24 protein-coding genes are annotated in these 24,540 nt (G+C 67.1%); 6 read left to right on the top strand and 18 right to left on the bottom strand.

Translation table 11 applies throughout. The annotated features are described in order from the left end of the window. Window positions 1-138: 138 nt before the first annotated feature. A complete protein-coding gene (locus tag RZ1_RS06135) occupies window positions 139-915 on the bottom strand; it encodes an alpha/beta fold hydrolase (RefSeq protein WP_072810141.1) in 777 nt (258 codons plus the stop codon). Window positions 916-1,684: 769 nt separating this feature from the next. Here RZ1_RS06135 and fabG point away from each other — a divergent pair. The 3 genes from fabG (at window position 1,685) to RZ1_RS06120 (ending at window position 4,960) form a co-directional block, all read left to right on the top strand. Continuing rightward, the gene (gene fabG, locus RZ1_RS06130) at window positions 1,685-2,518 is read left to right on the top strand and encodes a 3-oxoacyl-ACP reductase FabG (protein WP_072810238.1); all 834 of its coding nucleotides are present in this window, start codon (window positions 1,685-1,687) and stop codon (window positions 2,516-2,518) included. Window positions 2,519-2,581: 63 nt separating this feature from the next. Then, window positions 2,582-4,465, top strand: a complete 1,884-nt coding sequence (locus tag RZ1_RS06125; RefSeq protein WP_072810139.1) for a 3-oxoacyl-ACP synthase III family protein — start codon at window positions 2,582-2,584, stop codon at window positions 4,463-4,465. A gap of 96 nt (window positions 4,466-4,561) precedes the next feature. Further along, on the top strand, window positions 4,562-4,960 hold the full coding sequence (locus RZ1_RS06120) for an excalibur calcium-binding domain-containing protein (RefSeq protein ID WP_072810137.1): 399 nt from the start codon (window positions 4,562-4,564) through the stop codon (window positions 4,958-4,960). Window positions 4,961-5,022: 62 nt separating this feature from the next. Here the strand turns inward: RZ1_RS06120 and RZ1_RS06115 are convergent, their stop codons facing one another. From RZ1_RS06115 to RZ1_RS06100, 4 genes are all read right to left on the bottom strand, one after another. Further along, window positions 5,023-5,733, bottom strand: coding sequence for a maleylpyruvate isomerase family mycothiol-dependent enzyme (locus tag RZ1_RS06115; RefSeq protein WP_072810135.1), 711 nt, complete (start codon window positions 5,731-5,733; stop codon window positions 5,023-5,025). Between the two features lie 12 nt (window positions 5,734-5,745). Continuing rightward, complete coding sequence (locus RZ1_RS06110) at window positions 5,746-6,567, bottom strand: fumarylacetoacetate hydrolase family protein (RefSeq protein WP_072810133.1); 822 nt, start codon at window positions 6,565-6,567, stop codon at window positions 5,746-5,748. 4 nt (window positions 6,568-6,571) lie between these two features. Beyond that, window positions 6,572-7,642, bottom strand: a complete 1,071-nt coding sequence (locus RZ1_RS06105; RefSeq protein ID WP_072810131.1) for a cupin domain-containing protein — start codon at window positions 7,640-7,642, stop codon at window positions 6,572-6,574. Between the two features lie 79 nt (window positions 7,643-7,721). Beyond that, window positions 7,722-8,579 (bottom strand): IclR family transcriptional regulator, encoded by an 858-nt coding sequence (locus RZ1_RS06100; RefSeq protein WP_072810130.1) that lies wholly within the window; start codon window positions 8,577-8,579, stop codon window positions 7,722-7,724. A gap of 48 nt (window positions 8,580-8,627) precedes the next feature. Here RZ1_RS06100 and RZ1_RS06095 point away from each other — a divergent pair, with 48 nt between their 5' ends. The 3 genes from RZ1_RS06095 to lhgD all read left to right on the top strand — a co-directional run bounded on the left by RZ1_RS06095 (window position 8,628) and on the right by lhgD (window position 12,547). Further along, complete coding sequence (locus tag RZ1_RS06095; RefSeq protein ID WP_072810128.1) at window positions 8,628-9,887, top strand: MFS transporter; 1,260 nt, start codon at window positions 8,628-8,630, stop codon at window positions 9,885-9,887. Window positions 9,888-10,009: 122 nt separating this feature from the next. Continuing rightward, entirely contained in the window at window positions 10,010-11,206 is a 1,197-nt protein-coding gene (locus tag RZ1_RS06090; protein ID WP_072810126.1) for an FAD-dependent monooxygenase, read from the top strand. A gap of 141 nt (window positions 11,207-11,347) precedes the next feature. After that, window positions 11,348-12,547: an L-2-hydroxyglutarate dehydrogenase gene (lhgD, locus tag RZ1_RS06085; RefSeq protein ID WP_072810124.1), complete on the top strand. Its 1,200-nt coding sequence runs from the start codon at window positions 11,348-11,350 to the stop codon at window positions 12,545-12,547. A 21-nt stretch (window positions 12,548-12,568) separates the two neighbouring features. Here lhgD and RZ1_RS06080 read toward each other — a convergent pair whose 3' ends face one another. From RZ1_RS06080 to RZ1_RS06020, 13 genes are all read right to left on the bottom strand, one after another. Then, window positions 12,569-13,273: a type 1 glutamine amidotransferase gene (locus RZ1_RS06080; protein ID WP_072810236.1), complete on the bottom strand. Its 705-nt coding sequence runs from the start codon at window positions 13,271-13,273 to the stop codon at window positions 12,569-12,571. A 42-nt stretch (window positions 13,274-13,315) separates the two neighbouring features. Then, window positions 13,316-14,059 carry an oxygenase MpaB family protein gene (locus RZ1_RS06075; RefSeq protein WP_238071971.1) on the bottom strand — a complete coding sequence of 248 codons (744 nt, stop codon included), beginning with the start codon at window positions 14,057-14,059 and terminating at the stop codon, window positions 13,316-13,318. 18 nt (window positions 14,060-14,077) lie between these two features. Continuing rightward, window positions 14,078-14,986 (bottom strand): oxygenase MpaB family protein, encoded by a 909-nt coding sequence (locus RZ1_RS06070; protein WP_072810122.1) that lies wholly within the window; start codon window positions 14,984-14,986, stop codon window positions 14,078-14,080. A gap of 65 nt (window positions 14,987-15,051) precedes the next feature. After that, window positions 15,052-16,272, bottom strand: a complete 1,221-nt coding sequence (locus RZ1_RS06065; protein ID WP_072810120.1) for an MlaD family protein — start codon at window positions 16,270-16,272, stop codon at window positions 15,052-15,054. After that, complete coding sequence (locus tag RZ1_RS06060; protein ID WP_072810118.1) at window positions 16,269-17,348, bottom strand: MlaD family protein; 1,080 nt, start codon at window positions 17,346-17,348, stop codon at window positions 16,269-16,271. Before RZ1_RS06060 ends, RZ1_RS06065 begins: the two co-directional genes overlap by 4 nt. Further along, window positions 17,345-18,475, bottom strand: a complete 1,131-nt coding sequence (locus tag RZ1_RS06055) for an MCE family protein (protein WP_238071970.1) — start codon at window positions 18,473-18,475, stop codon at window positions 17,345-17,347. Before RZ1_RS06055 ends, RZ1_RS06060 begins: the two co-directional genes overlap by 4 nt. Continuing rightward, window positions 18,472-19,521: an MCE family protein gene (locus tag RZ1_RS06050; RefSeq protein ID WP_072810232.1), complete on the bottom strand. Its 1,050-nt coding sequence runs from the start codon at window positions 19,519-19,521 to the stop codon at window positions 18,472-18,474. Before RZ1_RS06050 ends, RZ1_RS06055 begins: the two co-directional genes overlap by 4 nt. Then, window positions 19,521-19,742, bottom strand: coding sequence for a hypothetical protein (locus RZ1_RS06045; RefSeq protein ID WP_139281776.1), 222 nt, complete (start codon window positions 19,740-19,742; stop codon window positions 19,521-19,523). The genes RZ1_RS06050 and RZ1_RS06045 overlap by 1 nt, the downstream gene beginning before the upstream one ends. Beyond that, complete coding sequence (locus RZ1_RS06040; protein WP_072810113.1) at window positions 19,739-20,776, bottom strand: MCE family protein; 1,038 nt, start codon at window positions 20,774-20,776, stop codon at window positions 19,739-19,741. The genes RZ1_RS06045 and RZ1_RS06040 overlap by 4 nt, the downstream gene beginning before the upstream one ends. Further along, window positions 20,773-22,053, bottom strand: a complete 1,281-nt coding sequence (locus RZ1_RS06035; protein WP_072810111.1) for an MCE family protein — start codon at window positions 22,051-22,053, stop codon at window positions 20,773-20,775. Before RZ1_RS06035 ends, RZ1_RS06040 begins: the two co-directional genes overlap by 4 nt. A 1-nt stretch (window position 22,054) precedes the next feature. Then, a complete protein-coding gene (locus RZ1_RS06030; protein WP_238071972.1) occupies window positions 22,055-22,903 on the bottom strand; it encodes an ABC transporter permease in 849 nt (282 codons plus the stop codon). Between the two features lie 2 nt (window positions 22,904-22,905). Next, on the bottom strand, window positions 22,906-23,718 hold the full coding sequence (locus RZ1_RS06025; protein WP_072810107.1) for an ABC transporter permease: 813 nt from the start codon (window positions 23,716-23,718) through the stop codon (window positions 22,906-22,908). 279 nt (window positions 23,719-23,997) lie between these two features. After that, window positions 23,998-24,186, bottom strand: a complete 189-nt coding sequence (locus RZ1_RS06020) for a hypothetical protein (protein ID WP_072810231.1) — start codon at window positions 24,184-24,186, stop codon at window positions 23,998-24,000. Window positions 24,187-24,540 lie beyond the last annotated feature (354 nt).

The raw sequence follows: 24,540 nt of genomic DNA, 5'->3' as shown, positions 1-24,540 counted from the left end.
GGTCGGGAGAACTGGAGGCGCGCAGGGGCGGGAACGCGCGCGGATGCGTTTGCCCGGTCGGCTCCCCCGGATCCGAGCGAATGTATCGCTCGTCTCCTCAGATCGAGCGAATGTACCCTTCGCTCGGGAGAACCGGGGTCAGTCGAGGGTGTGGATCCAGTCGGCGACCACCCGCGCGACCTCGTGCGGAGCCTCGGGGATCAGCGCGTGCCCACAACCCGGGATGAGGGCCGTGGTGACCTTGTCGGCGCCGAATTCGTCGACGAGCTCGCTGCGGGTGTCTGCGGGCCGGAACACGTCCTCACCGCCCTGCACGTCCAGCAGCGGCGACGGCGCGACCGTCCACCACGACTCCTTGTCCGTCGCCGCCATTGCGGCCCGCTGCGCGACGATCGCGTCGGGCCACCAGCCGCCCAGCCACTCCGACGGGTCGTGGCCGTCGGCGAAAAACACCGCGGCGAGGTCCTCCAGACGTTCTTCGTCGGGCAGGGTCGGATCCGAGCAGCGGGCGACGCGGGCGGTCAGCGACGCCGGGAAGTGCCGGCCGCCGGCGGCGAGCACGGCGACGCCGCGCACCAGGTCGGGCCGGTCCGCGGCGAGGACGCGGGCCACGTAGTGACCGAAGGCATGACCGGCCACCACGGCCGGTGCAGCGTCGAGGTGTTCGAGTACCTCGGCGACGTCCCTGGCGAGGTCGTGGAGGTCCAGACCGGCCAGTGGGCCGCGACTGGTCCCGCTCCCGCGTGGCTGCGGGCGCAGCACCCGGAAGCCCGCCGCGGCGAGATCCTGCGCGACGGGATCGAAATCGCGGGAATCCCGTCCCAGGGACGGCAGCAGGACGACGGTGGGGCCGGCACCGTCGACGAGCACCTCGATCCGGACGCCGCCGAATCGGACCACGTGGTTGTCACCCATGTCCGCCACACTAGTTCCGCATCCGACGCCCCGGATTGCAGCCCTGGCACTTCGCGCCAAATCGGTCGCGAGCGGACCCCGCGGACGTGGCACTCGACGCCAGATTCACGTCTTGTGACGAGGTTCACATCGAACGGGCGGCGACACCCGGAGCCGGATAGGACAGATGCTTCCGGACGAGGTACCCGAACATTTGCTGCACTCAGTGCATTTCACAGCCAGGCCATCGCCAGGACCGCCGCGGATGTCCATTCGTCTTCGTAATACATTTTGCACCAATGCTTTTCAAACATACTGTGCGAATGTTGGCGAATCTCTTGACAGTTCACCCTTGGAGATCGGGTATATCGAAGCCACTCGGCAGGTAAACGATTCGTGAAGCGTGAGCGAGCATGCGGCCCGCACGTACCGTGCCGGTACATGCTGGACGCATGACCTGATCGACGGTGTCGAACTTCCGCTTGGTTCTCCTAATAATCTGTCCGGCAATATATTTCGAAGATTCCCCGCTCCGGCAGGGAACAAAGTCCCTGCAGCGGTGTGGATATGACAAACGCCGCACGATGCTGCACGATCTTGGCATCAGCATTCACCACCCGCGATTGAGATCCCCATCCTTCCGGCCTACAGCGGTTTTGCCGCACCATCGGAACCCCCTCGGGCAAGTTCCGGTGAAGACGCCGGGATGCGCGAGCCGAACCGTCTCGGCGATGGTTCGAACCGCGCGTCGACACCACACGTCGAGGACGACCAGAGCAGGAGAACCGATATGACCAGCACCCTCGAGCCGTCGGCCGTCACCGTGGCACCCGGCACCAAACTCCGCGGACGCGTCGCATTCGTCACCGGTGGAACACGCGGCATCGGCGCGGCCATCAGCCGCAGCCTCGCCGCCCAGGGTGCAACCGTCGCCGCGGGCTTCGGCCGCAACACCGAACAGGCCGCACAGTTCCTCGGCGTTCTCGAGCGCGAGTCCCGGAACGGCGCCCGCATGAGCGTGCACCAGGGCGACGTCTCCGACCCCGCCGCGTGCCGCCGCACCATCGACGAGGTGATCGACCGCCACGGCCGCATCGACATCCTGATCAACAACGCCGGCATCACGATCGACCGCACCGTCCCGAAGATGACGGACGACGACTGGAACGACGTCATCGCCGTGAACCTGTCCGGTGCGTTCTTCCTGGCACAGGCCGCCATGAAGCACATGCTCCCCCGCGGCACCGGCCGGATCGTCAACGTCTCGTCCGTCATCGGCGAGACCGGCAATATCGGCCAGGCGAACTACGCCGCGTCCAAGGCCGGCCTCTTCGGCCTCACCAAGACCCTCGCCAAGGAGGCGGCCTTCCATCTGGCCCGCGCCGGCAAGCTCGACGACGGCGGTATCGGACTGACCATCAACACCGTCACCCCCGGCTTCGTCGCCACCGAAATGGTCGACGCCATCCCGGACAAGGTTCTCGACCGCATCAAGGAGGGCATCCCGGTCAAACGCCTCGCCCACCCGGACGAGATCGCCCGGGTCGTGCACTTCCTCGCCGCGGACGCCTCCTCGTACATCACCGGCCAGGTGTGGGGCGTCAACGGCGGCCTCGACATGTGACTCCACAGTCGACGTGAGCCCCTCCAGTTCCGACACCTCCCTCCCGAACGGCAGATCGTCCACATGCAGCAATTCGAAGTCAATCGACACGGCCGAATCGTCTTTCCGTGCAATTTCTTTCCCGATCTCGACTTCTCGACGATCACGAACCTCGAGCAACTCGATGCGATCATCCGCCGCGACTTCGACACGAAGGCGCCGACGGTCTCGGAGATGATCTCGCGCAGCGCGCAGGGCGCCTACCGGTCGAAGACCGATCTCATGCGCGACATGGCACTGAACGTGTACTGGGCGAATCGATTCGTCATCACCATGTTCGAGAAGCGCCCGATGCGATGGGCGGATGTGCCGCGCACCCGCGACGATGTCTATATGCCGGTACTCACCCCGTGGCCCGACAGCGAAGCCCGGGCCGCGGACATCGAGGGCGCGTTCCGCGCGTTGCCGTCCGGTCGGGACGCCGCCGCGGAGGACCGCATCTTCGACGTCCTCTTCGACGTGTTCGCCGCGCGCAAGCACATCGCGGCGGACCTTCCGACGGTCAAACCCACCGTCGGGCAGATGCTGGCGGATCCGACCAACATGACGTTGCGGCTCGGCGACTACGATCCGGACTTCCGTCGCTACGGCTACGACGAGATCCTCGACGTCACCGAGGACGTGGCAGAACTCGAAGCCCTGCACCGCTGGGCGATGGTGCTGCACAACCAGCAGCCGTGGGATCGCACCCAGGCCGAGCTCGTCGCGGTCGGTGACCTGAAGGACGACGACTACGTGGTGGTTCTGTATCCGCGTGATCGTCACGTCCAGCGCTTCATCTCCAGGGCGCTGACAGCGACTCCGTCCGGCGCCGTGCTCGCCCCGGCCGCCGCCTCGCTCGAGCCCGTCGCGCCGGCGCGGCCCTTCCCGCCGATCGACGTGCGCCGCGACTTCACCGTCCGGCCGCGGATCGAGGCGTTGTCGGCGGTGCACGGCGACACGGTGTGTACGAACGAGGATCTGATCCGCAATTCGGCGTACAGCTGGTCACCGATGACGGCGGACGAGATCGCCGCGAAGACCGGCATCGAGCAGCGGCGCTATACCTCCGGTAGCTTCGAGGAACTCGCGTTGAAGGCGGCGAAATCCGCTCTCGCCCACGCGCAGCGAGGACCCGAGGACATCGGCGGCGTCATCGTGTGCACGTGCACCAGTTCCCGGCCCATTCCGTCGCTCGCGACCTGGCTCTGCGGCGAACTGGGTATCGGTCAGACGCACGCGGCCTACGATCTGGTCGCGGCGTGCGCGGGCCTGCCGTACGGTCTCGCCGAGGCGACCCGCATCCTGCAGCAGGTCGAGCGGCCCGTGCTCGTGGTGTGCGTCGAGAAGTTCTCCGACAAGGTCGGCAACGTCCGGCCGTCTCGGATGATCTTCGGTGACGGTGCGGCCGCGATCGTCGTCGGCGTCGCGCCCGAGGGTGCCGAATCCGACATCGACTACCTGCAGACGTATGCCGGCGGCCCGGCGAGCGAGATCAACTCGATCATCTGGCCGAACCCGGACTTCGACAACTCCATCACGGTGTACGGACCGGAGGTGAAGTCGCTGGCCGGCCGGTACCTCGGGCAGATGCTCGACGAATTGAAGGCGCTTCCCGCGCCCGACGGCGGGCAGGGCACTCTGCTCGACAACATCGACGTGGTCGTGCCGCATCAGGCCAACAAGACGATGGTGCTCGAGCTGGCCGCCGCGTCCGGCTTGGCACCCGACCGGCTGTACTTCAACATCGAGAAGGTCGGCAACGCGTCGTCGGCGAGCATCCCGCTCGCCATCTCCGATGCCGTCCGCGACGGTGTGATCACCGAGCCCGTACGGGTGTTCGCACCCGGATTCGGTGCCGGAGCGGTCGCGGGATTCTCGGTGATGCGGGTCGATCCGGCGGTCGTCGCACCGTCGCTCACTGCCTGACCCCGCACTTCGTAACGAATGTTCCGAATGCCGCGATCATGAGGTTCGGTCGGCCGGTCGGCCGACCGAACCTTTTCCCCGAAAGGAACAGCGCGAATGAAGTTTCGCCGTTTCGCGATTGCTGCGCTCGGCTGTGTTTCGCTGACCGTGGTCGCCCCCACGACCGCGAACGCGTTCAGCCTCACCGATCTGCTGCCGACGGGCGTCGCCGACATCTTCCCGAGCGGATCCGCGGGCCTGTTCGCGCCTCCGGCACCGCCGGTCCCCGCTCCCGCACCGCCGGTCCCCGCTCCCGCACCGCCGGCACCGCCCGCACCCCCGGCGCCGCAGGCACCGGCCGAGCCGTCGCCTCGGCCCGCACCGAGCACCGGCTACAGGAACTGCACCGAAGCGTGGAATGCCGGTGTGGCACCGCTCTACCGCGGAGAGGCCGGCTACGCACCGAAACTCGACCGCGACAGCGACGGCGTCGCCTGCGAAAAGGACCCCCGCTAGAGACGGTGATGGGACCATCCCCTGGTCTGACCAGGGGATGGTCCCATCCCGGGGTACGGGCCTCAGAGCCAGCGGGGCGGGGTCACCTCTCCCCCGGTGACGCCGACGGCGCCCCGGCCGGCGGCCCAGCGGACCACCGACGCGAGGGAGCCCTGGACCTTGTGAGTCACCTCGGCATCCTTCACGATCACCGGCGCGCGGCCCTCGACCTCGAGGGCAAGACCGGCACCGAGGTCCTTCTTGCGCCACATGCCGACGATGTCGTCGAGCAGCGAATCGAGCACGACTTCCGGGAAATCACCGAAGCGACCGCCGTTTCCGAGATCGACTGCGTGGATCCACACTTCACGGGTCCGCATCCATGCCGATTCCTCGGCGGGCACCAACCGGCCCTGCGCGGTCCGGACCTGCGCCTGCCACGCCGAATCCGGCAGGTTCCGCCACTTCTCGTCCAACCGGGCGACGGTGTGCGCGAACAGGTTCCGCAGCGCCGCCGGGCTGAGGGTCGCGCCCTCGGCGATCTCCTGCGCACGCTGATCGGTCGACGCGTACATCGGGGTCTCGACACCCGTTGCGGCCCAATCCATCAGGCGGCACAACGCAGCCGCGTTGTAGCCGATGTGCGCCACCAGATGCCGGCGGCTCCACCCGTCCAGCAGGGTGGGACCGTCGAGTTCGTCGTCGGTCAGCTCGGCCAGCCGCTGCGAGAGATACGAGGTGCCGCGCCGCGCGATCAGCAGACGCTCGGACAACTCGAGTTCGTTGAATCGCACCGCAGACAACTCCTACTTGATGATGGTCTTGTTCTTGACCGTGCCGAGGCCCTCGATGGTGACCTCGCAGACCTCGCCGTCCTGAATGTAGCGGGCGGGCTTGCGCGCGTGGCCGACACCGCCGGTGGTGCCGGTGATGATGACGTCGCCCGGCTGCAGGGTCACGATGTGCGAGATGTAGTCGACGAGCTTGGCCGGCGTGAACACCAGGTCGCTGGTGTTCGACGACTGCATGACCTCACCCTCGAGACGCGTCTCGATGGCGGTGCCGAGCTGGTAGTCGGTGTCGAGGACCGGGCCGAAACCGCTGGTCTTTTCGAAGGTCTTGCCCTGATCCCACTGCAGGGTGCGGTACTGGTAGTCGCGCATCGTGTAGTCGTTGATGACCGAGTAGCCGGCGATGTACTCGGCGGCGTCGGGCTCGGAGACCTGGTAGGCCTGCTTGCCGATGACGACGGCGAGCTCGGCCTCCCAGTCGAGCTGGGATCCGGCGTAGGCGGGGACGAGCACGTCGTCGTAGGGGCCGGTGAGGGCTTCCTTGAACTTCGAGAAGAGGGTCGGGTATTCCGGCAGGTCGCGGCCCATCTCCTTGATGTGAGTGGCGTAGTTCAGTCCGACACACACGATCTTGCCGGGTGCGGGGACGACCGGTGCGTAGTCGGCGTCCGCGAGGTCGACGGTCTTGCCCGAAGCCCGCTCGGCCACGGACTTCCAGTCGGCGTCGCCGAGCAGCGCGGACAGATCGGCGTAGCCGTCGATCACGGTGGCGCTGGAATCGCTGTCGACGCGGACAGCGGCGGTGCCGCCGTCGAGACGGAGGGTGGCAAGTCGCATGAGGTCAGGCTCCTTCGGAGATGATGGTGCGGTTGAAATGCAGACGCTCCACGATCGGCGCGTCGGAGAAGGCGAACAGGTCGATGCCGTTGTCGGTTTCGAGCGACCATTCGGTCCAGGACGGCACCACGATCATGTCGCCCTTGGTGACGTCATGGGTCTGGTCGGCGAGGTGGAAGCGGCCCTGCCCCTCGAAGACCTGGAAGACCACCGACCCGACATCGCGGCGGGCTCGGGTCTGCGCCCCCGCCCGCAGGCGGTGGAACTCGGCGCGGATCGTCGGCATGACGTCGCCGCCGGTGGTGGGATTGGTGTAGCGGATGGCGGCGTGGCCGGGCTCCGGGGTGGCCGCGTAGCCCTCGTCCTCGAGGGCGAGCTGCTCGCTCAGGGCGCGGTCGGTGTGCACCCAGCGGTAGCACGCGATCGGCGAGCTGGTCTTGCGGTCGACGCCGACGAGGGGACGCAGCCCCGGATGGACCCACAGCCGCTCCGAGCGGGAGATGTCCGGGGTGCTCTCGTCGGTCACTCCGTCCGAACCGAACTCGAAGAATCCGGTGTCGGTGTAGTGCACGAACGGGATATCGAGGCCGTCGATCCACGCCATCGGCTGATCGGTCTCGTTGTGGTGGCCGTGAAAGTTCCAGCCCGGGGTGAGCAGGAAGTCGCCGCGGCGCATCGCGACCGGGTCGCCGTTGACCACGGTCCACACACCTTCGCCCTCGACGACGAAGCGGAAGGCGTTCTGCGAGTGGCGATGCTCGGGCGCGGTCTCCTTCGGGCCGAGGTACTGGATGGCCGCCCACAACGTCGGGGTGACGTACGGGACGCCGCCGAGACCCGGGTTCGCCAGCGCGATCGCACGGCGTTCACCACCGCGCCCGACCGGCACGAGGTCCCCGGCGCGTTGCGCCAGCGGGTACAGCGTCGACCACCTCCACACGAACGGCACGGCCTTGGACGTCGGGACCGTCGGCATCAGATCGCTCAGCTGGGTCCACAACGGATTGAGGTGTTCCGTCTCGAAGTCGGCATACAGCTTCTGCAGCTCGGGATCGATGGGCTCGGTGGCAGTCATGAGTTCTCCTCTCGGCAACGGGGCATCTCGTTGTCCGGCGCTGATTCCAACGTAGGGGGCCTCGATCACCACAGGCCATCTATTTCTGCTGTGCAGAATACTGCGTCTCCGGTCCGTCGATACGTGCGATGTCCACCTCGATCCCCCGCACCGCGGCCTGGATCTGTGAGACGAGCTTTCCGCGTAGGTGTTGCCGGTACCGGGTGACCGGCACCGCGGCGGTGATGGCCCCGATGGCCGTGCCGCGCCCGTTGCGGATGGCCACTCCGATCGCGGCGACGCCCTCCTCCGTCTGCTCGACGTTGACCGCGAATCCCAACTTGCGCGCGGCCTCGAGTTCGTGCAGGAACTCCTCGAACTCGCCGATGGCCATCCGGCGGTCCGTCTCGTACGCCGGCGTCGGCCCCTGACTGATGCTGGGTTCGTCCGCGGGGCGCAGATACAGCTGCTCGAGCACCGCACGTGGGAGTTCCGCCAGCAGGATGCGCCCGCCGGCGGTCAGCTCCGCAGGTAGCACCTGACCTCGGCGATCGCCCACACGCAGGATCGACGCGGCCTCGGCGGTCCAGAGGAAACGCGCCTGTGATCCCACGCGGATGACGAGGTTGATCGTCTCGTCGGCGAGCGCCGCGAGCGCTTCCATGTGGGGCCGGCACGTGTCGGTGAAGTCGCGTGTCCATCCGTGCTGTGCGGGACCGACCCCCAGCGCCGGACCCGGGTGATACATCCTCTTCTCGTCCTGCACCGCGAACCCTCGGTACACCAGCATGGCGAGCAGGCGGTGTGCCGTCGACGGGGCCGTGCCGAGTTCCTGGGCCGCATCCTTGAGCCGGAGAGCCCCTGCGTCGCGAAGCAGTTGGAGCAGACGCAACGCGTTGTCGACCGACTCGAGCATGTACGTCGGCTTCCGGATCTTGCCCCTCGGCTTGTTCTGCATAGCAGAACTTTATTGCATCGACAGGTGGTGCGCACCCACCGTTGAAGGATGCATCCATCCAACGAGGTTTCACCGACGCGGGTCGGCGGCAGCATCACCCTGCCCCGTGCCCACGTGATCGCGGTGATCGTCTGCTGGCTCTTCGTCGTGTTCGACGGATATGACCTCATCGTCTACGGCAATGTCATATCGAGTCTGCAGGACGAGTGGGGCATCAGCGCCTCGACCGCCGGGACCCTGGGAAGCCTCGCGTTCGTCGGCATGATGATCGGCGCGGTGCTCGCCGGCCGATTGTCGGATGCGATCGGACGAAAAAAGGCAGTCATCGGCTGCGTGGTCGTTCTCTCCATCTTCACCACCCTCTGTGCGATGGCACCGGGACCGATCGTCTTCGGCCTGCTGCGTCTGATCGCCGGCATCGGGCTGGGTGGCCTCGTACCCACCTCGAATGCCCTGGCCGCCGAACTGGTGCCGAACAAGTGGCGCGCTGCCGTGGCCACCATGATGATGTCGGGCGTCCCGATCGGCGGGTCGATCGCGGCACTGATCGGTATCCCCGTCATCCCCAACTGGGGTTGGCGTCCGATGTTCGCGTTTGCCCTGATCCCCTTGTTGATCCTCGTTCCGCTCGCCATGAAGGTGCTGCCGAGCCACTCGGTACTGGACACCCATCCCGACAGCTCCGAGGGCGGATTCAAGGCGCTCCTCGGCGCACGTTTCCGCACCATCAGCATCATGTTCGCCGCGGTCACGATCGTGACGCTGCTGGCCTGGTACGGACTCGGTACGTGGCTGCCCAAGCTCATGCAGGGTGAAGGCACCGACCTCGGCAACGCGCTCACGTTCGCCTTGGCGCTGAATCTCGGCGCGGTCGCCGGATCCTTCATCACCGCCTGGGGCGGGGTGCGCTTCGGGTCGGTGCCGACCAGCATCATCGCCGCGCTCATCGCCGGTATCGCCCTGCTGACGTTGCTGCTCGATCCGCCGGTCGCCGCGGTCTACCTGATCTTCGTGCTCGCCGGTGTCGGCACCCACGGCACGCAGGCCCTGATCATCGCCGCGGTCGCCTCCTACTACCCCGACCATCTCCGTGGCACCGCCCTCGGCTGGGCACTCGGCGTCGGACGCATCGGCGCCGTCGCAGCCCCGCAGATCGGCGGCTGGCTGCTCGCCGCCGGACTCGGTGCCGATTCGAACTTCGTCCTCTTCGGCATCAGCGCCCTGATCTCGTCGCTGCTGTTGACCGTGATCTGGAAGAAGTTCCCCGCCCAACATGAACCGCTGCGCGGGCCCATTTTGGCCCACTGATCGCGGTGCGATCGTCGCCCACTGATCGCGGTGCGATCGTCACCCACTGATCGCGGTGCGATCGTCGCCCACTATCGCGGTTTGATCATCGACCCCCGCTTCTCACGACCCGAAGGAGTGTCATGTCCGATCTGAAGGACGCACGAGTTCTCATTGCCGGTGGCGGCATCGGCGGTGTCGCCAATGCCCTCGCCTTGTCCCTCGAGGGTGCCCAGGTCACGCTGTTCGAGCGGGCTCCCGAGTTCGGCGAGGTGGGCGCCGGCCTCCAGATCGGCCCGCACGGCTCGCGCATCCTGCAGTCGCTCGGTGTGTACGACGAGGTCATCGCCAAGGGTGTGCTGCCCAAGAACCTCGTGTTTCGGGACGCGGTGACCGCGGAGATCCTCACGAAGGTCGACCTCGGCCACGACTACCAGCAGCACTACGGCGGTGTGTACTTCGTGGTGCACCGCTCCGACCTGCATTCGGTGCTCGTCGAGGCGGCCCGTAGGGCCGGCGCCGACCTGCGCGTCAACTCCGGCGTGGAGGACGTGGTCACCGAGGGTGACACCGTGCGCGTCATCCTCGAGAACGGTGAGGAGCACGTCGGCGACGTCGCGCTCGGCATGGACGGTCTGCACTCGCGGCTGCGCCCGAAGCTTTCCGACGACAAGCCGGTCGGCTCCGGATATGTTGCCTTCCGCGGCACCTTCCCGATGAGCGAGGTGCCGTTGGAGGAGGAGATCGAGGACGTCGTGGGTTACATCGGCCCGCGCTGCCACTTCATCCAGTACCCGCTGCGCCAGGGCGAGATGCTCAACCAGGTCGCCGTCTTCCAGTCGCCCGCGTTCCTGCGCGGCGAGGAGAAGTGGGGCAGCCCCGAGGAACTCGCCCACGCGTACGACCACTGCCACGAGAGCGTGCAGGCGGCCCTGAAGTACCTGTGGACCGACCGCTGGTGGCCGATGTTCGACCGCAACCCGATCGACAACTGGGTCGACGGTCGCATGATTCTGCTCGGCGACGCCGCGCACCCGCCGCTGCAGTACCTCGCATCCGGTGCCGTCATGGCGCTCGAGGATGCCAAGTGCCTCGCCGACTACGCGGCCGCGGATCTGCAGGGCGACACGAAGAACTGGCCGAAGATCCTCCGGGACGTCAACGCGGAACGCGCACCGCGCTGCAACCGCATCCTGACGACCGGCCGCATGTGGGGCGACCTGTGGCACCTCGACGGCGCCGGCCGCGAGGCCCGCAACGAGCTGTTCCGCATCCGCGACACGTCGAGCTACAAGTACACCGACTGGCTGTGGGGCTACAGCTCCGACCGCAACCGCTGATCTGCCGGCTGCCGCCGCCCCGTGTCACTCCGTCTCGGTGAGGGACGCGGGGCGGCACCCGTCGGCGTCTGGCAGGGATATCGAACTCGAGGTACCTGCACCCGGCGTCCGATTGCCGTACGGGCACCTACCATTGCGCGCATGAGTGCGCTACGAGCCGCGGTCGTCGGCGGCGGAATCATCGGTGCCGCAACGGCACGCCGGCTCACCGAGTGCGGTGCCACCGTGACCTTGTTCGAGAAGGAACACGACCTCGCCGCGCACCAGACCGGGCACAACAGCGGCGTGGTCCACGCCGGGCTGTACTACACCCCCGGCAGCCTCAAGGCACGACTGTGCCGCCGCGGTGTGGACCTGCTGCGCGACTACGCGACCGAGCGGAACCTGCCGTACGAGGAGTGCGGCAAACTCGTCGTCGCACTCGACGGCTCCGAACTCGGCCGCCTCGACGCGATCTCCGCACGGGCCACCGAGAACGGGGTGCCCGGCGTCCGGAGGATCGGCCCGCAGGAGATCGAAGCGATCGAACCGCGTGCCCGCGGGGTCGCTGCACTGCACTCCCCGCACACCGCGATCGTCGACTACGTCGCGATCACCACCGCCCTCGCGGGCGACGTCGTCGCGGCGGGCGGCACCGTCCGCACGGGCATCGAGGTCACCGGCCTGAGCCCCCGCGGCGACGAGGTTCTCGTCGGGACCGGGTCCGGCACCGAGGCGTTCGATCTCGTGATCACCTGCGCGGGATTGCAGTCGGACCGGCTCGCCCGCGCCGCAGGCGACGCGGCGACCCCGCGGATCGTGCCCTTCCTCGGTGACTACTACCTGCTGCGACCCGAGCTCTCGACGGCGGTGCGCGGCCTGATCTACCCGGTGCCGGATCCGCGTTACCCGTTCCTCGGCGTGCACCTGACCAAACGGATCGACGGTTCGATCATGCTCGGTCCCAACGCCTTCCTCTCCCCCGGCCGGGAGGCCTACGCCAGGCGATCCGGCTCCGCGCGGGACCTGTGGGATGCGATTGCCTTCCCCGGTTTCGCACGGTTCGCGGCCCGCAACGTACCGGCGGCGCTGCGCGAACTGAGGACCGCGGTGAGCACCCGTGAGTTCGTCACCGAGGCAGCGAAATACGTTCCCGGTCTCACCGTCGCCGACGTGGTGCGCGGGCCCCGGGGAATTCGAGCCCAGGCGATGAACGCCGACGGCAGCCTCGAGGACGACTTCGTCGTCACCGGACACGGACGTCTCGTGCACCTGCGCAACGCACCTTCCCCCGGCGCGACGTCGTCGATGGCCATCGCCGAATATCTCGTCGACGCCGCGCTGGAGCGGGTCGCCCGCTGACCGCTCGGTGAATCGTCGTGCTCAGGCGATCGACTCGGCCCACCGCGTCATGACCGCGTGCGCCTGCGCGGATGTCTGCGTGTGCACGGACCCGAGTTCGGCGAGCATCTCCTCGGCCGCACCGGCTCCGAGGGTGTCCTCGAGGGCCCGGCGGTATTCGTCGATCGCGAGCCACTGCGCGGCGACGTCGGGACCGGCCTCGAGGTGGAACTGCACGCCGTAGCTGCGGCCGTGCCGGAACAACTGGTTCGGATACGCCGGCGACGACGCCAGCAGCGTTGCTCCCGTCGGCAGATCGAACGTGTCGCCGTGCCACTGCAGGGTCGGGAAACTCGCCGGCAGTTCACCCCACACCGGGTCCGCCGCGGACGCGTCGGTCAGTTCCACATCGCACACCCCGACCTCCGGTACCTGACCCGGATAGACCTTCGCGTCCAGCGCGGCCGCCAGCAACTGCGCACCCAGACACACACCCCACACCGGAACATTCGATGCGAGAGCTGAACGCAGATAAGCGATCTCGTCGTCGATCCACGGCACGAGCGCCCCGTCGTTCACTCCCATCGGGCCACCCATCACCACGATCCCCCGATAGTCGACCGTCTCCGGAAGCGGCTCTCGCCACAACCGGACCGTGTGCACCGGTCCGAACCTTTCGAGCGCCGGCAGATAGTCCGCGGGACCTTCGCATTCGACGTGCCGCAGTTCCAGGAAGCCAGATGTCATCGGCACATCATGGCAGCCGAATGTTACGCGCGATAGTCCGTGTCAGAGCCGGGGAGCGTCGGACGGACGACGGGACAGTGCGGCGACCGCCTTGCGTCGCAGAACGTAGCGGCGCAACGCCCGCCGGTCGGCGGCGGTCACCTCGACCCCCCACATCTCCTGCGCGATGGGATGCATCAGTCCCCGCACGGCGCGGGTGGGCACCCCGCGCGGCACCCAGTCCCGCGGACGCAATATCTGGTCCCGATAGAAGTCGCCCCGCGAGGTCCGATGCAGCACCGTGCGGCACGTGTCGTCGAACCAGCCGGAAAACCCGGCCCACGTGTCCGGTAGCCCCCGGTCGCTGATCCCGTACCGGCGGTACCACGCGCCGCAGTCGCGGTACAGATCCTCCCGGTCGCGGTCGGTCAACGGCCGCACGAACGTCTCGATCATGGTGACGAGCGTTTCCACGTAGGTGGCGTGCTGGAACTGGAACAGGTCCGGATTCAGGCTGTGATAGCGACGGCCCAGATCGTCGACACCCTTGATGTGCTCGTGCCCGCGCCGGATGATCGACGACAGGTCCGTGTCGTCGTACGCCATCCGGATCAGAATCGGAACGGTGTGCCGTTTGTGCAGCCACAGCCGACGCGGTGTTCGTGAATGCTCCATTCCCGCAGCGAGAGCCGGATGCAGCATCTGCAGACCCACCGCACGCGGCAACGCAAGCAGGAACCGCCGATCGCCGAGATATCGGCGCAGCAGCCCGTCCGGGTCGAGGTCGGTCGAATGCGCGACCATCATGAACTCGGATGACCGGTGTCAGATGATGTTCCTGCCGGACTTCAGGCGGTGACGAAGGTCCACCATCAGCGCGAGGCTGCCACCGTGCCGGATGAACTTCGGAATGAACCGGTTGACGAACGAGACGAAGACGAACAGGTGCTCGAAACGGCGGCGGTCGTCCTCGCTCCAGCTGACGCCGAGCTGTTCGCGGAAGTACGGGGGCAGCGTCCCGATCGTGAGGAACCGCAGCAGGTTTCCGAACATCTTCCGCATCGGCCAGTTGATCATCTTCAGCCCGACGAGATCCAGCAGGAACTGCCTGGTGGTCTCGTCGAACACGACACGCTCGCAGCCGCGGTTCCAATAGCGTTCGAAGTCGGCTCGGGTGGCGGGCCACATCTCCTCGGTGACCTGCAGTGTCGTCCCGAGTTTCGATGCTGTGGAGTAGAAGTCCTCGATCTGCTCCTCGTCGAGCGTGCCGTGCAGCAACTGGTAGCTGTCCTCGATGCCGACGTAGAGGCACGCGGCCACCCACATCTGCAACTCGCGGTTGAACGCGTTGTACTTCACGGGACTGTTCTCATCGGAGCGCACCTGCCGATGCGCACCGTTGACGGCCTCACGGAACGCCATGCGCTCCTCGTCCGTACCCAGGATCGCGACCGCCAGGTACTGCGTGGTGGTACGCGCACGCTTCCACGGGTGGTGGACGAGCGAACCGGACGGCACGCGGCTCTCCATCACGCCGTAGGCGACCTCCGGCCAGCCGAGCTGCATGATCACATTCGAGGCGGCGCCGGCGAACGACCAGAAGTCGATGGCGTCGGACAGGGCATGCTTCTTCCGGCTCCACCGATTGGGGCCACTGGTGATCTTGATTCGGGCGCGCTCGGAGGTCAGCACGGGTTCGGTTTCCACAGTTTCGTCGAGGTAATGCGCGGGCATCGGGTCCTCCTGAGGTTCTGTTCGGACGGTGGTGCCGGATCGGCACCGGACGTGGTTCCTACCTGTCAGTTCCCTTCACTGCCGATGCCCTGGAGCAGCATCCGCCAGAAGGCCGCGAGTTCTTCGCCCGCCGGGATGAGGATCGGATCGGCGACGACCGGGGGGCCGATGAGCGTGCCGGGCGTCGTCCGATTCGCCACACCGAGATCGTTCGGCCGCGGAGCGTTCTGTGCGCCGCGCTGGCCGTGATCCTCACCGGGCGGGCAGTAGTGCGTGAGGTCGACCGTCACCGGCGACTCGTCGCCGAGCTGACGGCGCGGCGTGTCGTACACACACACCGGCCCCTGCGTCGCGATGAGCGCGAAGTCCGCGCGGTCGCCGTGCACGATGGATTCGAGTGCGGCCAGACCACGGGGAAGCGCGACCAGCCCGGTCTGCAGCGCGGCCGAACGGTCCGAGATGATCGGTGCGACGTCGACGAGGTCGGCGAGGACCGCCGCGAAGGAGTCCTCGTTGGCGGCGAGCACACCGTCCGCGCGACGCATGGCATCCGGAGTGGTCGTCATCATCTCACCGATCCGGTCCTCGTTGGCGTACAGCGTGTCCGCGATCGTGCGAGCCGCGGCAATGCCGTCGACGAACCGCTCCGAGTTGTTCGCCATCGTGGATGTCAAACCTGCCGTGCGGCTGAGCAGTTCGGTCAGATCCGTCGCGTGGGTTTCGAGACGGCCGGACAGGTCGTCGGCGTCGGTGATGAGCCGCGCCAGATCGGGGCCCAGACCCTGGAACGCCGCGCCGAGTTCGGCACCGACGGTGGCGATGGTGCCGGGTTCGACCGTGTCGAGCAGCGCTGCCGTGCTGGCGAGCGTTTCGGCGATCTGGATCGGCTGCTCCTCGGCGGGCATCTCGATCGAATCGCCGCTCGCGAGGTACGGCCCGTGATCGACGCGCGGGAAGATGTCGACGTTGAGCATGCCGGCGAGCGTGCCCTGGGTGATCTTCGCGATCGAGTCGGTGGGGATCTCGGTGCCACCTTCGAGCTCGAGTTCGATTCGGGCGCCGCCGCGCTGCGGATCGACCGACACCGCCGACACGGCACCGACCTGGACGCCGCGATAGGTGACGACGGTGCCTTCCGAGACACCGAGCGCGTCGTCGACGTAGGCGGACAGCCGCATCTCGTCGCCGAGTCCACGCGGGCCGACGATGTAGTAGATGCCGTAGGGGACCACGATCAGGGCGGTCAACGCGAACAGGACGAGCTGGACGAGGACGATCTTCTTCATCTGGTGCCTCCTCCGAGCAGATCCTGCAGGGACGTCGATGACGGTTCGGCCGGGGTCCCCGTGAAGACGCCGCCGGTCAGGACCGTGTCGATGCTCTCCGGGATCTCGAGGGCACCGTCGAACACGAGGTAGTCGCCGCGTACGGCCTTCCCGAACGCATCCATGAACGCGTTCATGGCCGCGAGGGTGCTGCCCATGCGGTCGTTGAACGCCTGGAGGGTGGACGCGACCGTCCCCGCGTCGGTCAGCAACCCGGCCGGTCCCTGCGGCACGGCACCTGTCAGTGCCTGCACGTTCACGGCGAGGCGGGTCGTCGAGTCGAGCAGCGCGGAGATGGAGTCGCGCTGCGCGACGAGCACCTCGACCGCACCCGCCGTGTTCGCGAGATAGGTGTCCATCGTCTGCTCTTCGTCTGCCATCCGGCGGGTGACGTCGGCGGCCAGCGTCATCGCCTCGTCGAACGCGGTCTGCTGGTCGATCGCCCGCGTCATCAGATCGGTTGCGGTGTCGGCGAGCGACTGCACCCGATCGGACCGTCCGGTGAACGCGACGTTCAGTTCGTCGACGACGGTCGCAAGCTGATCCATTCCGCTGCCGCTGACGACGGTGCCGAGGGACGCGAGCATCGTCTCGACACGCGGGCCGAGATCGGTGTTCTCCACATCGATCACGTCACCGTCGGACAACCGCTCCGAGGACGCGTCCACCGGGGTGACGAGCCGCAGATACGGACTGCCCAACGCGGACGGAATCTCCACGGACACAAGAACATTGTCCGGAACCTCGAGCTCACGCTGCAGCGACACCCGCAAGCTGGCACCGGTGGTCGCGGTGTTCAGGGACGCGACCCGCCCGACGATCTGCTGGCCGTATCGGACATCGGCGCCGAGGACGATGCCGTCGGCGCTCGCCAGCTGCACCTCGACGTCGAACGCACCGGCACCGGCGGACCGCCCGACGGGAAGATCCTGGATGCCGTACCCGCAGCCGGACACGACGACCGCGCCTGCGACCGCGGCCGCCAGCGCGGCGACGCGGACTGGCCGCCGGGAGGGAAAGGTTGGTGTCGGGGTCACGGATTCCCTCCGGTGATGGCGGTGACGATTCCCAGCGGATCGGACGCGCTGATCGGGAACGTGATGGGGTTGGTGAATCCGGCGCCGGTGCACAGCGGCAGCGGATGCTCCGCACACAGCGGGCCGGCGACCGCGAACTGGGTCAGGTTCGTCGACACGTTCAGCCGGATGCGGCTGCGCCCGTCGGGACCGACCGTGTTCTCGAGGTTCTGCATCATGAGCGGCACGAGGTCCATGAACTCCGCGAGCCCGGCCTGGTTGCCGGTCAGGGCGGAGCCAAGGCCCTCCAGGTTCGTCGAGATCGCACCGAAGCTGTCCTGGTGCTGGGAGACGAAGCTGTCGAGTTCGGCGAAAACCGTCTGCAATTCCTCGAGCGGCACGGTGATGTCGAGGTCCGCGTCCTGCCACACCGTCGACAACGTGGACATGTCGTCGACCATGCTGTCCAGGGACACCTGCCGTGCGTCCATCGCCTCGATGAGCGTGGACAGGTTCTCGACGAGCACCGAGAAGTCGTCGGAGGTTCCGCCGATGACTCCGGTGGCGGCACTGAGGTCGCGGATGGCGTTGTTGAAGGCCTCGCCCTGCCCGCCCCAGGTCTGCGCGCCGCTCGTGAGCACCGAGCCGACGTCGCCGCCGTCCGGTCCCATGAAGTCGACGAGTGTCGAGAGGCTGCCGAGCATCCCGTCGATGTCGATCGGCGAATGCGTGCGCTCGATCGGAATGGTCGACCGGTCGGGCAGTTCCGGGCCGTCGGTGTAGGCGGGGCCCAGTTCGATGTACCGCTCGCTGATGATCGCGGGGCTCATCACGTACGCGGACACGTCGGCGGGGAGCTTCACCGATTCGGGGACGGTCATCGTCACCCGCACGGAGGTGCCCTGCGGTTCGACGTCGGTGACGGTGCCGACACCGACGCCGAGGACGGCGACCTTGCTCCCGGTGTAGATGCCGTTGACGTACTCGAAGTCGGCGTGCACCGTGGTGACCCGGTCGGTGCGGCCGAAGATGTACCAGACTGGCGCGACAATCAGGAGAAGCGCGACCACGACGAGCGAGACGATCTTCTTCCGGTTCGACGGCCGGGCTGCGGTGGGCTGTTCGCTCCCCGGCATTTCCTGTGTCATCGACATTCCTGCATCACTCCGATCGCGCACAGAAGGTTGTCGGGCAGGACCGCGGCGGGTGTGGTGACGTCGGCCCAGGTGCCGTTTCCGGTGGCGTCGGTGACGGTGCGCAGTGCCGGCGGGAGCTGCGTCATGAGCGCGGCGATGTCGTCCGAGTTCCGTTGCAACGTGGCGGTCACGGCGGTCAGGTTCGCCACGAGCCGGTCGGCTTCCTCGCGGTTCTCGGTGAACGTCTGCGACAGGGTTGCGATGACGGTGCGCAGGTTGTTCGCGAGCCCGGTCAGCATTTCCTTGCGAACCGACATGGTCTGGACGAGAGTGCGTGCGTCCACGGCGGTTTCGACGAGGGAGTCCTGCTGGTCGACCGCCATCACCGACAATCGGCGGGACATCTCGAGCAGCTGGTCGAACTGTTCGCTGTGGCGGCCGAATGCGGCCGACGCCGCGCTGATGCCGGTGAGGGTGCGTTCGATCTGTCCGCTGTCGGACGGCATCACCTGCGACAGTGTGGTCATCATCTGTTCCATCGCGTCGAGGTCGAGCTCCTGCGACACCCGCTCCGCACCGGCACCGACCTCGTCGAGGGAGTACGGCACGGTCGTGCGATCGAGCGGGATGGTGTCGGCGCCGTCGTCGACGCCGCCGGGGCGCACGTCGAGATAGCGTTTGCCGAGCACGGTTTCGAGGCGGACCGATGCGGTGGAGGTATTGCCGACGGTGCGGTTGTCGTCGAGACGGAACTCGACGTCCACGTGGTCGCCGGCGAGCACGATGTTCTCGACCCGCCCGGCCGGGACACCTGCGACGTACACGGGGTCGCCGGTCGCCAAACCGGCGGCGTTCGCGAATTCCGCTGTGTACGGATCGGTTCGGGCCTGGTACCAGAATCGTGGGATACCGATCGCGGCACCCAGGCCGACGATGATGACGACGATGCCGATCGTGCCGAGCACCAGGGGCATGTGCGAGGTGTTCTGCCGGCGGCCGAACCCGAACAGGAACTCGAGCGCGCCGACGAACACGTCGATCAGTCTGACCAGGAACATCATGGCAGCGTTCCCTCCCCCGGCGCGGAGGCCGCGGAATTCTCCAGCACGGCCACCAGATCGTCGATGTGGGCGATCCCGATCGCGACGAGCGCGACACCCGCACCGAGGACGACGACGACGAACATCCAGGCGAAGCTCTGCAGAATCCGCCCGTTGTGGCCGCCGAGCGATCGGACGCCGCGGACGAGGAGATCGATGAGTCGTGTCAAGAGGATCATCGGCACACCGGCGAGTGGGTCGGACCGAAGATGTTCACTTCTGCGTCGCCTGCTTTCAGGGTGAAGTTGCACAGGTAGAGGCTCACGAAGCTGCCGTACCGGCCGGTGCGGTTGATCTGATTCGCGAAGTTCGGGAGATTCGCCAGCATGCGTTCGAACTCGGGAGTGTTCGCGATCCAGGTGTCGGTGACGGACGCAAGGCCGGCCAGCGAGCGAGCGAACGCACCGTCGGACTGCGCCATGATGTCGGCGACCTCGTCGACCGTCGCGCTACCCGTGTCGAGGAACCCGGCGATGCGTGTTCCGTCGCCGACCACCGAATCACCCAGTACAGCAAGACCGTTCACGAGAGAGTTGAGCTCGTCGCTGCGGTTGTCGAGGGTGCCGAGCAACCGGGTCATGTTGTCGACGACCTCCCCGAGGATGCCCTCGCGATCACCGAGGCTGCCGGTCAGTGTCGCGACCCGGTCCAGGAACTGTGCGACGGCATCGCTGCGCCCGTTGAACGTGTCGGTGATGTTGCGGGCGAGAATGTTGACTTCCTCGGGCGGCAGCGACTCGAACAGCGGCCGGAACCCGTTCATCAGTGCCGTCAGGTCGACCGGCGGGGTCGTCTGCGAGATCGGGACCACCGATCCGGGTGCCAGCACCTCGGACGAGCCGGGGGCGTCGACGTACGGTTCGGGCATCGTGATCGCCACGTACCGGGCACCGAGCATGTCGCCGTACCGCACCGCGGCCTGCACGTCGCCGGTGAGCACCTGATCGCCCTCGATCTCGACGGTCACCCGCGCGAGCGCAGCGCCACCGGCCGTGTCGGCGACGGCGACCGAGTCGACCCGGCCGACCCGCACACCGGACACCGTGACGGGGTTTCCGACGTTGAGGCCCTCGACGTCGGTGAACTCGAGGACGTAGCGGTCGGTGGAGCCGCGGACCGGAACCGCAAGGGTGTTGAACACCAGGGATCCGCAGATCGCACCGACGGCGCAGTAGCCGACGAGCGACACCATCTGGGAACGCTTCAGTTTCACGGGATCCGCACCTCGCTTCCACGGACGAGCGGGCCGAGGATGAACGTGAGCGCCGGATTCAGCGCCGCACCGGCCTCGGGGAGCGAGGCGGGAACGGTCACGCCGGCGACATCGAGTGCATCTTCGAGCAGCCGCAGCGGCTCGGCCTCCTCCGGTCCGCCGACGACTCGCGTCGGCGCACTGTAGGTGCCGTTGCCAGGACTGTTGCATTCGAGACCGGTGAGCGAACCGTAGGCCGGGCAGTCCGCCGACGTGTACGGCAGCGGGTCGGCGAACGACGGCACCGCGGTGATGTTGAACCGTCCGGTCGAGAAGACCCGTGCCCCGGCGTTGCCGAACAGCTCCGCGTTCGCAAGGGTGCCGTACAGCCCGTCCGGGTTGGCGGCGGTGGTCGCGAGGATCGTCCCGATCGAATCGGTGACGGTGATCATCGCGTGCCGGCGCTCACCGGCGAATCCGTCGACCGATGCGGCGAGCAACGTCGCCGCGTCGAAGGCGTCGGCCAGCCGATCGCGGTTCTCGACGATCGCACCGGAGACCTCGGCGGCGGACGCGACCATGCCGACGATGTCCGGGGTGGCTGCCGACAGCGACCGCATCACCTCGACGAACTGCGGTGTGGCATCGAGGAATTCGGCGGCGGCGGGGGCCATCTCGTCACTGACCGTGGCGAAGCGGTCGATCGTGCGTCCGATGGTCGCGCCGTTGCCGTCGAGCGCGCTGCTCAGTGCGCTCAGCGCGACGGAGAGCTGGTCGGGGCGCATGTCGTCGAGCACGCCGGCCATCTTCGTGAACACGTCGTACATCGCGACGGCTTCCGGACCCGAGTCGACCGCGATCGTGCCGGCCTGCCCGAGTGTGCTGCCGGCGGACGCGGCCGTCGCCTCGATGTCGGCGGCGGCCGGGTCGACGCCGGCGGCCGGGTCGACGAGCTCGACGTAGATGTCGCCGAAGAACGTGCGGGGCACGACGCGGGCGAGCACCGACGACGGTACGAGCTCCGCCGCGTCGGATTCGATCGCCAGGCGCACCTGCGACTCGGCCGAGCCTGCCTCGACGGATGCGATCCGCCCGATCTCGACACCGTGGTACCGCACGGGTGCCCCACCGTTGACGAGACCGACGGCAGCGGGCACCTCCACGAAGACGTCGTTCGTGTCCTCGAACGTTCCGGTACCGCGCAGCACCATGCCGACCGCGACACCCAGGGCGACGCAGACGCTCGCCGCCCCGAACAGGATGTACTTCGTCTTCTCACGTGATGTGGGTCGATCCACGTCACACCCCCATTCCCGGAACTTCGGGGACCAGCCCCCACAGCGCGAACGTGAGCAGCACGTCGAGGACACCGATCGACAGGATCGCGGTGCGCAGGGCACGGCCGGCCGCGGCACCCACACCTGCCGGACCACCCGAGGCGTAGTACCCGTACGCGCAGTGCACGAGGCTGACGACCATCGCGAAGACCATGGCCTTGACCCCGGAATACAGCAGGTCCTGAGGAGTGAGGACCAGATGGAAGAAGTAGTCGTACGTACCGGCCGACGCCCCGTTGAAGACCACGACGACCAGGCGCGTGGACAGGTAGCTCGCGAGCAGGCCGATCATGTAGATCGGGATGACGCAGACCATCGCGGCGAGCGTGCGCGTGGCGGCGAGGAACGGAATCGACCGGATGGCCATCGAGTCGAGCGCGTCGATCTCGTCCGAGATCCGCATGGCACCGATCTGCGCGGTGAAGCCCACCCCGACCTTCGCCGACAACGCGATCGCCACGACCACTGGTGCGAGCTCTCGGGTGTTCGCGACCGCCGACAGCATTCCCGACATCGTCGTCATGCCGACGAGTTCGAGACCGCGCTGCGTTTCGACGCCGAGCATCATCGCCGCGGCGAGAGACATCGCGAACACGATGCCGATCGTGCCGCCACCGGACAGCAAGGACTGGGTACCGAAGCTGACCTCGCTGATCTGCGCGATCACATGCTTGCGGAACTTGCTGAGCGCGTAGGGAATCGATCCGATGGTGCGGAAGTAGAACGAGACGTGCATGCCGAGCGTCGCGAGGTTGTCGCCGAGACGGTTGACCGCGCGGGTCGCGGTATGGAGGGGTTCGCGGGCAGTCAGGGTCAACGGAACTCCCCCACCGCCGGAACGATGACCGTGTACAGCGCCGAAAGCGCGGTGTTCACGATGAACACGAGCGCGAACGCGATGACGACGGCTTCGTTGACGGCGTCGGCGACACCGCGCGGACCGCCCTTGGTGTGCAGTCCCTTGAACGTCGCGACCAGCGCGGAGAGCAGGCCGAACACGGCCGACTTGACCAGCGCCATAACGAAATCCGCGGGCCGGCCGTACTCGGCGAAGGTCGCCATGAATGTTCCGGCGGGCAGATGCTGGACGTAGATGTGGTAGAGCCAGCATGCGCCGACACCACCGAGGGTGACGATCGAGCACAGCGCGAGCGAGACGACGACGGCACCGACGAGGCGGGGGGCGACGAGACGTTCGAGGACGTCGAGACCCATGACCTCCATCGCGTCGATCTCCTCACGGATCTTGCGCGAGCCGAGATCGGTGCAGATGGCGGAGCCTGCCACGCCCGCGAGCATGAGCGCACACACCAGGGCGGAGGCCTGGCCGACGATGATGAAGGCGACGACGGCGCCGGAGTAGCCACCGGCACCGATCCGGCCGGCGAGCTCGCCGACCGACACCGCGATGAACACGCCGACCGGGATCATCAGCAGCAGCGACGGCCCCGTGCACACGCGCCCGATGAACAGCGTCTGAGTCACCGTCTCGTACAGCGACAGCCGGCGCCGCAGCACGGCGACGACGAGAACGACGAGCGACTGCACGGCGAATCCGATGAGGAATCCGCCCTCGGTCGCGACGTCGCGAACCGGCCCACGAGGAGCCGGCAATTCGTAGGTCATCTACTGCATCCCTTCGGGTTTCGCACAGGGGTGGCTCCGTCGATCGGGTACGGAAGCAGACGTGAATTCAGGGTGAAGTGTGACACACACTCCGATGCCGGACAAGACCTAAGTGAACAGCGATTCTCATCTGATCGGGCAGGCGCGCCCCCGCGGTCGGCACGGGACCGAGCGTCTGCGAGCTGGGGACAAGCGGTTTCTGTCAGGGCTTTTCACCGGGCGGCCGGTGTCGTCTACGATGCACCGATCGGTCCGTTAGGAGAACGCTGATACCACCCGCTAGGTCATGCACACGTCCGAGAACGTCAGCACCGGCCAGCAGACGACGGAGCCGAGGAAGGAGATCACCAGATCGACACCTTCCATATCGGCGAGGTGCGAGGTGTGCGTGAGCGTCCAGATCAGCCCGATCAGGCCGTAGGGAATGGCAACGAGAACGACGAGACCGATGAACTCGGCGACGGACATCTCGTAGGACAGGACTTTGCGTGCGACATCGAGCACCGGTCGGACTCCTGAACGATGGGCGGACAGTAGGTCGGGAACGCCGAGCGCCGGTCGGACCGGCGGCATGGATCGGGACGGGCACGCGAACCTGCATCCAACGGACGCGACGGACGCTATCACTGCGTTGCCGCAGGGCGCTCAATTTTGTGAACAATCATTCCGAAGGAGTCGTCCGACAGTCGATCACCACTCTTCCCCGAATAATTCCAGTTCACAGCGTTGAATCCTGGAGAGAACCAAGCCGATGAAGCCTCGATGTCAGGCATATGTGGACAGCGATTCGCAAATGCCGAATTGACATATGCTCACACGGAG

This window comes from Rhodococcus zopfii NBRC 100606 = JCM 9919 (genome assembly GCF_001895025.1).
GTDB lineage: Bacteria > Actinomycetota > Actinomycetes > Mycobacteriales > Mycobacteriaceae > Rhodococcus > Rhodococcus zopfii.
Note: the sequence above shows the minus strand (reverse complement) of the source record. Positions and strands in the feature narration are given on the sequence as shown.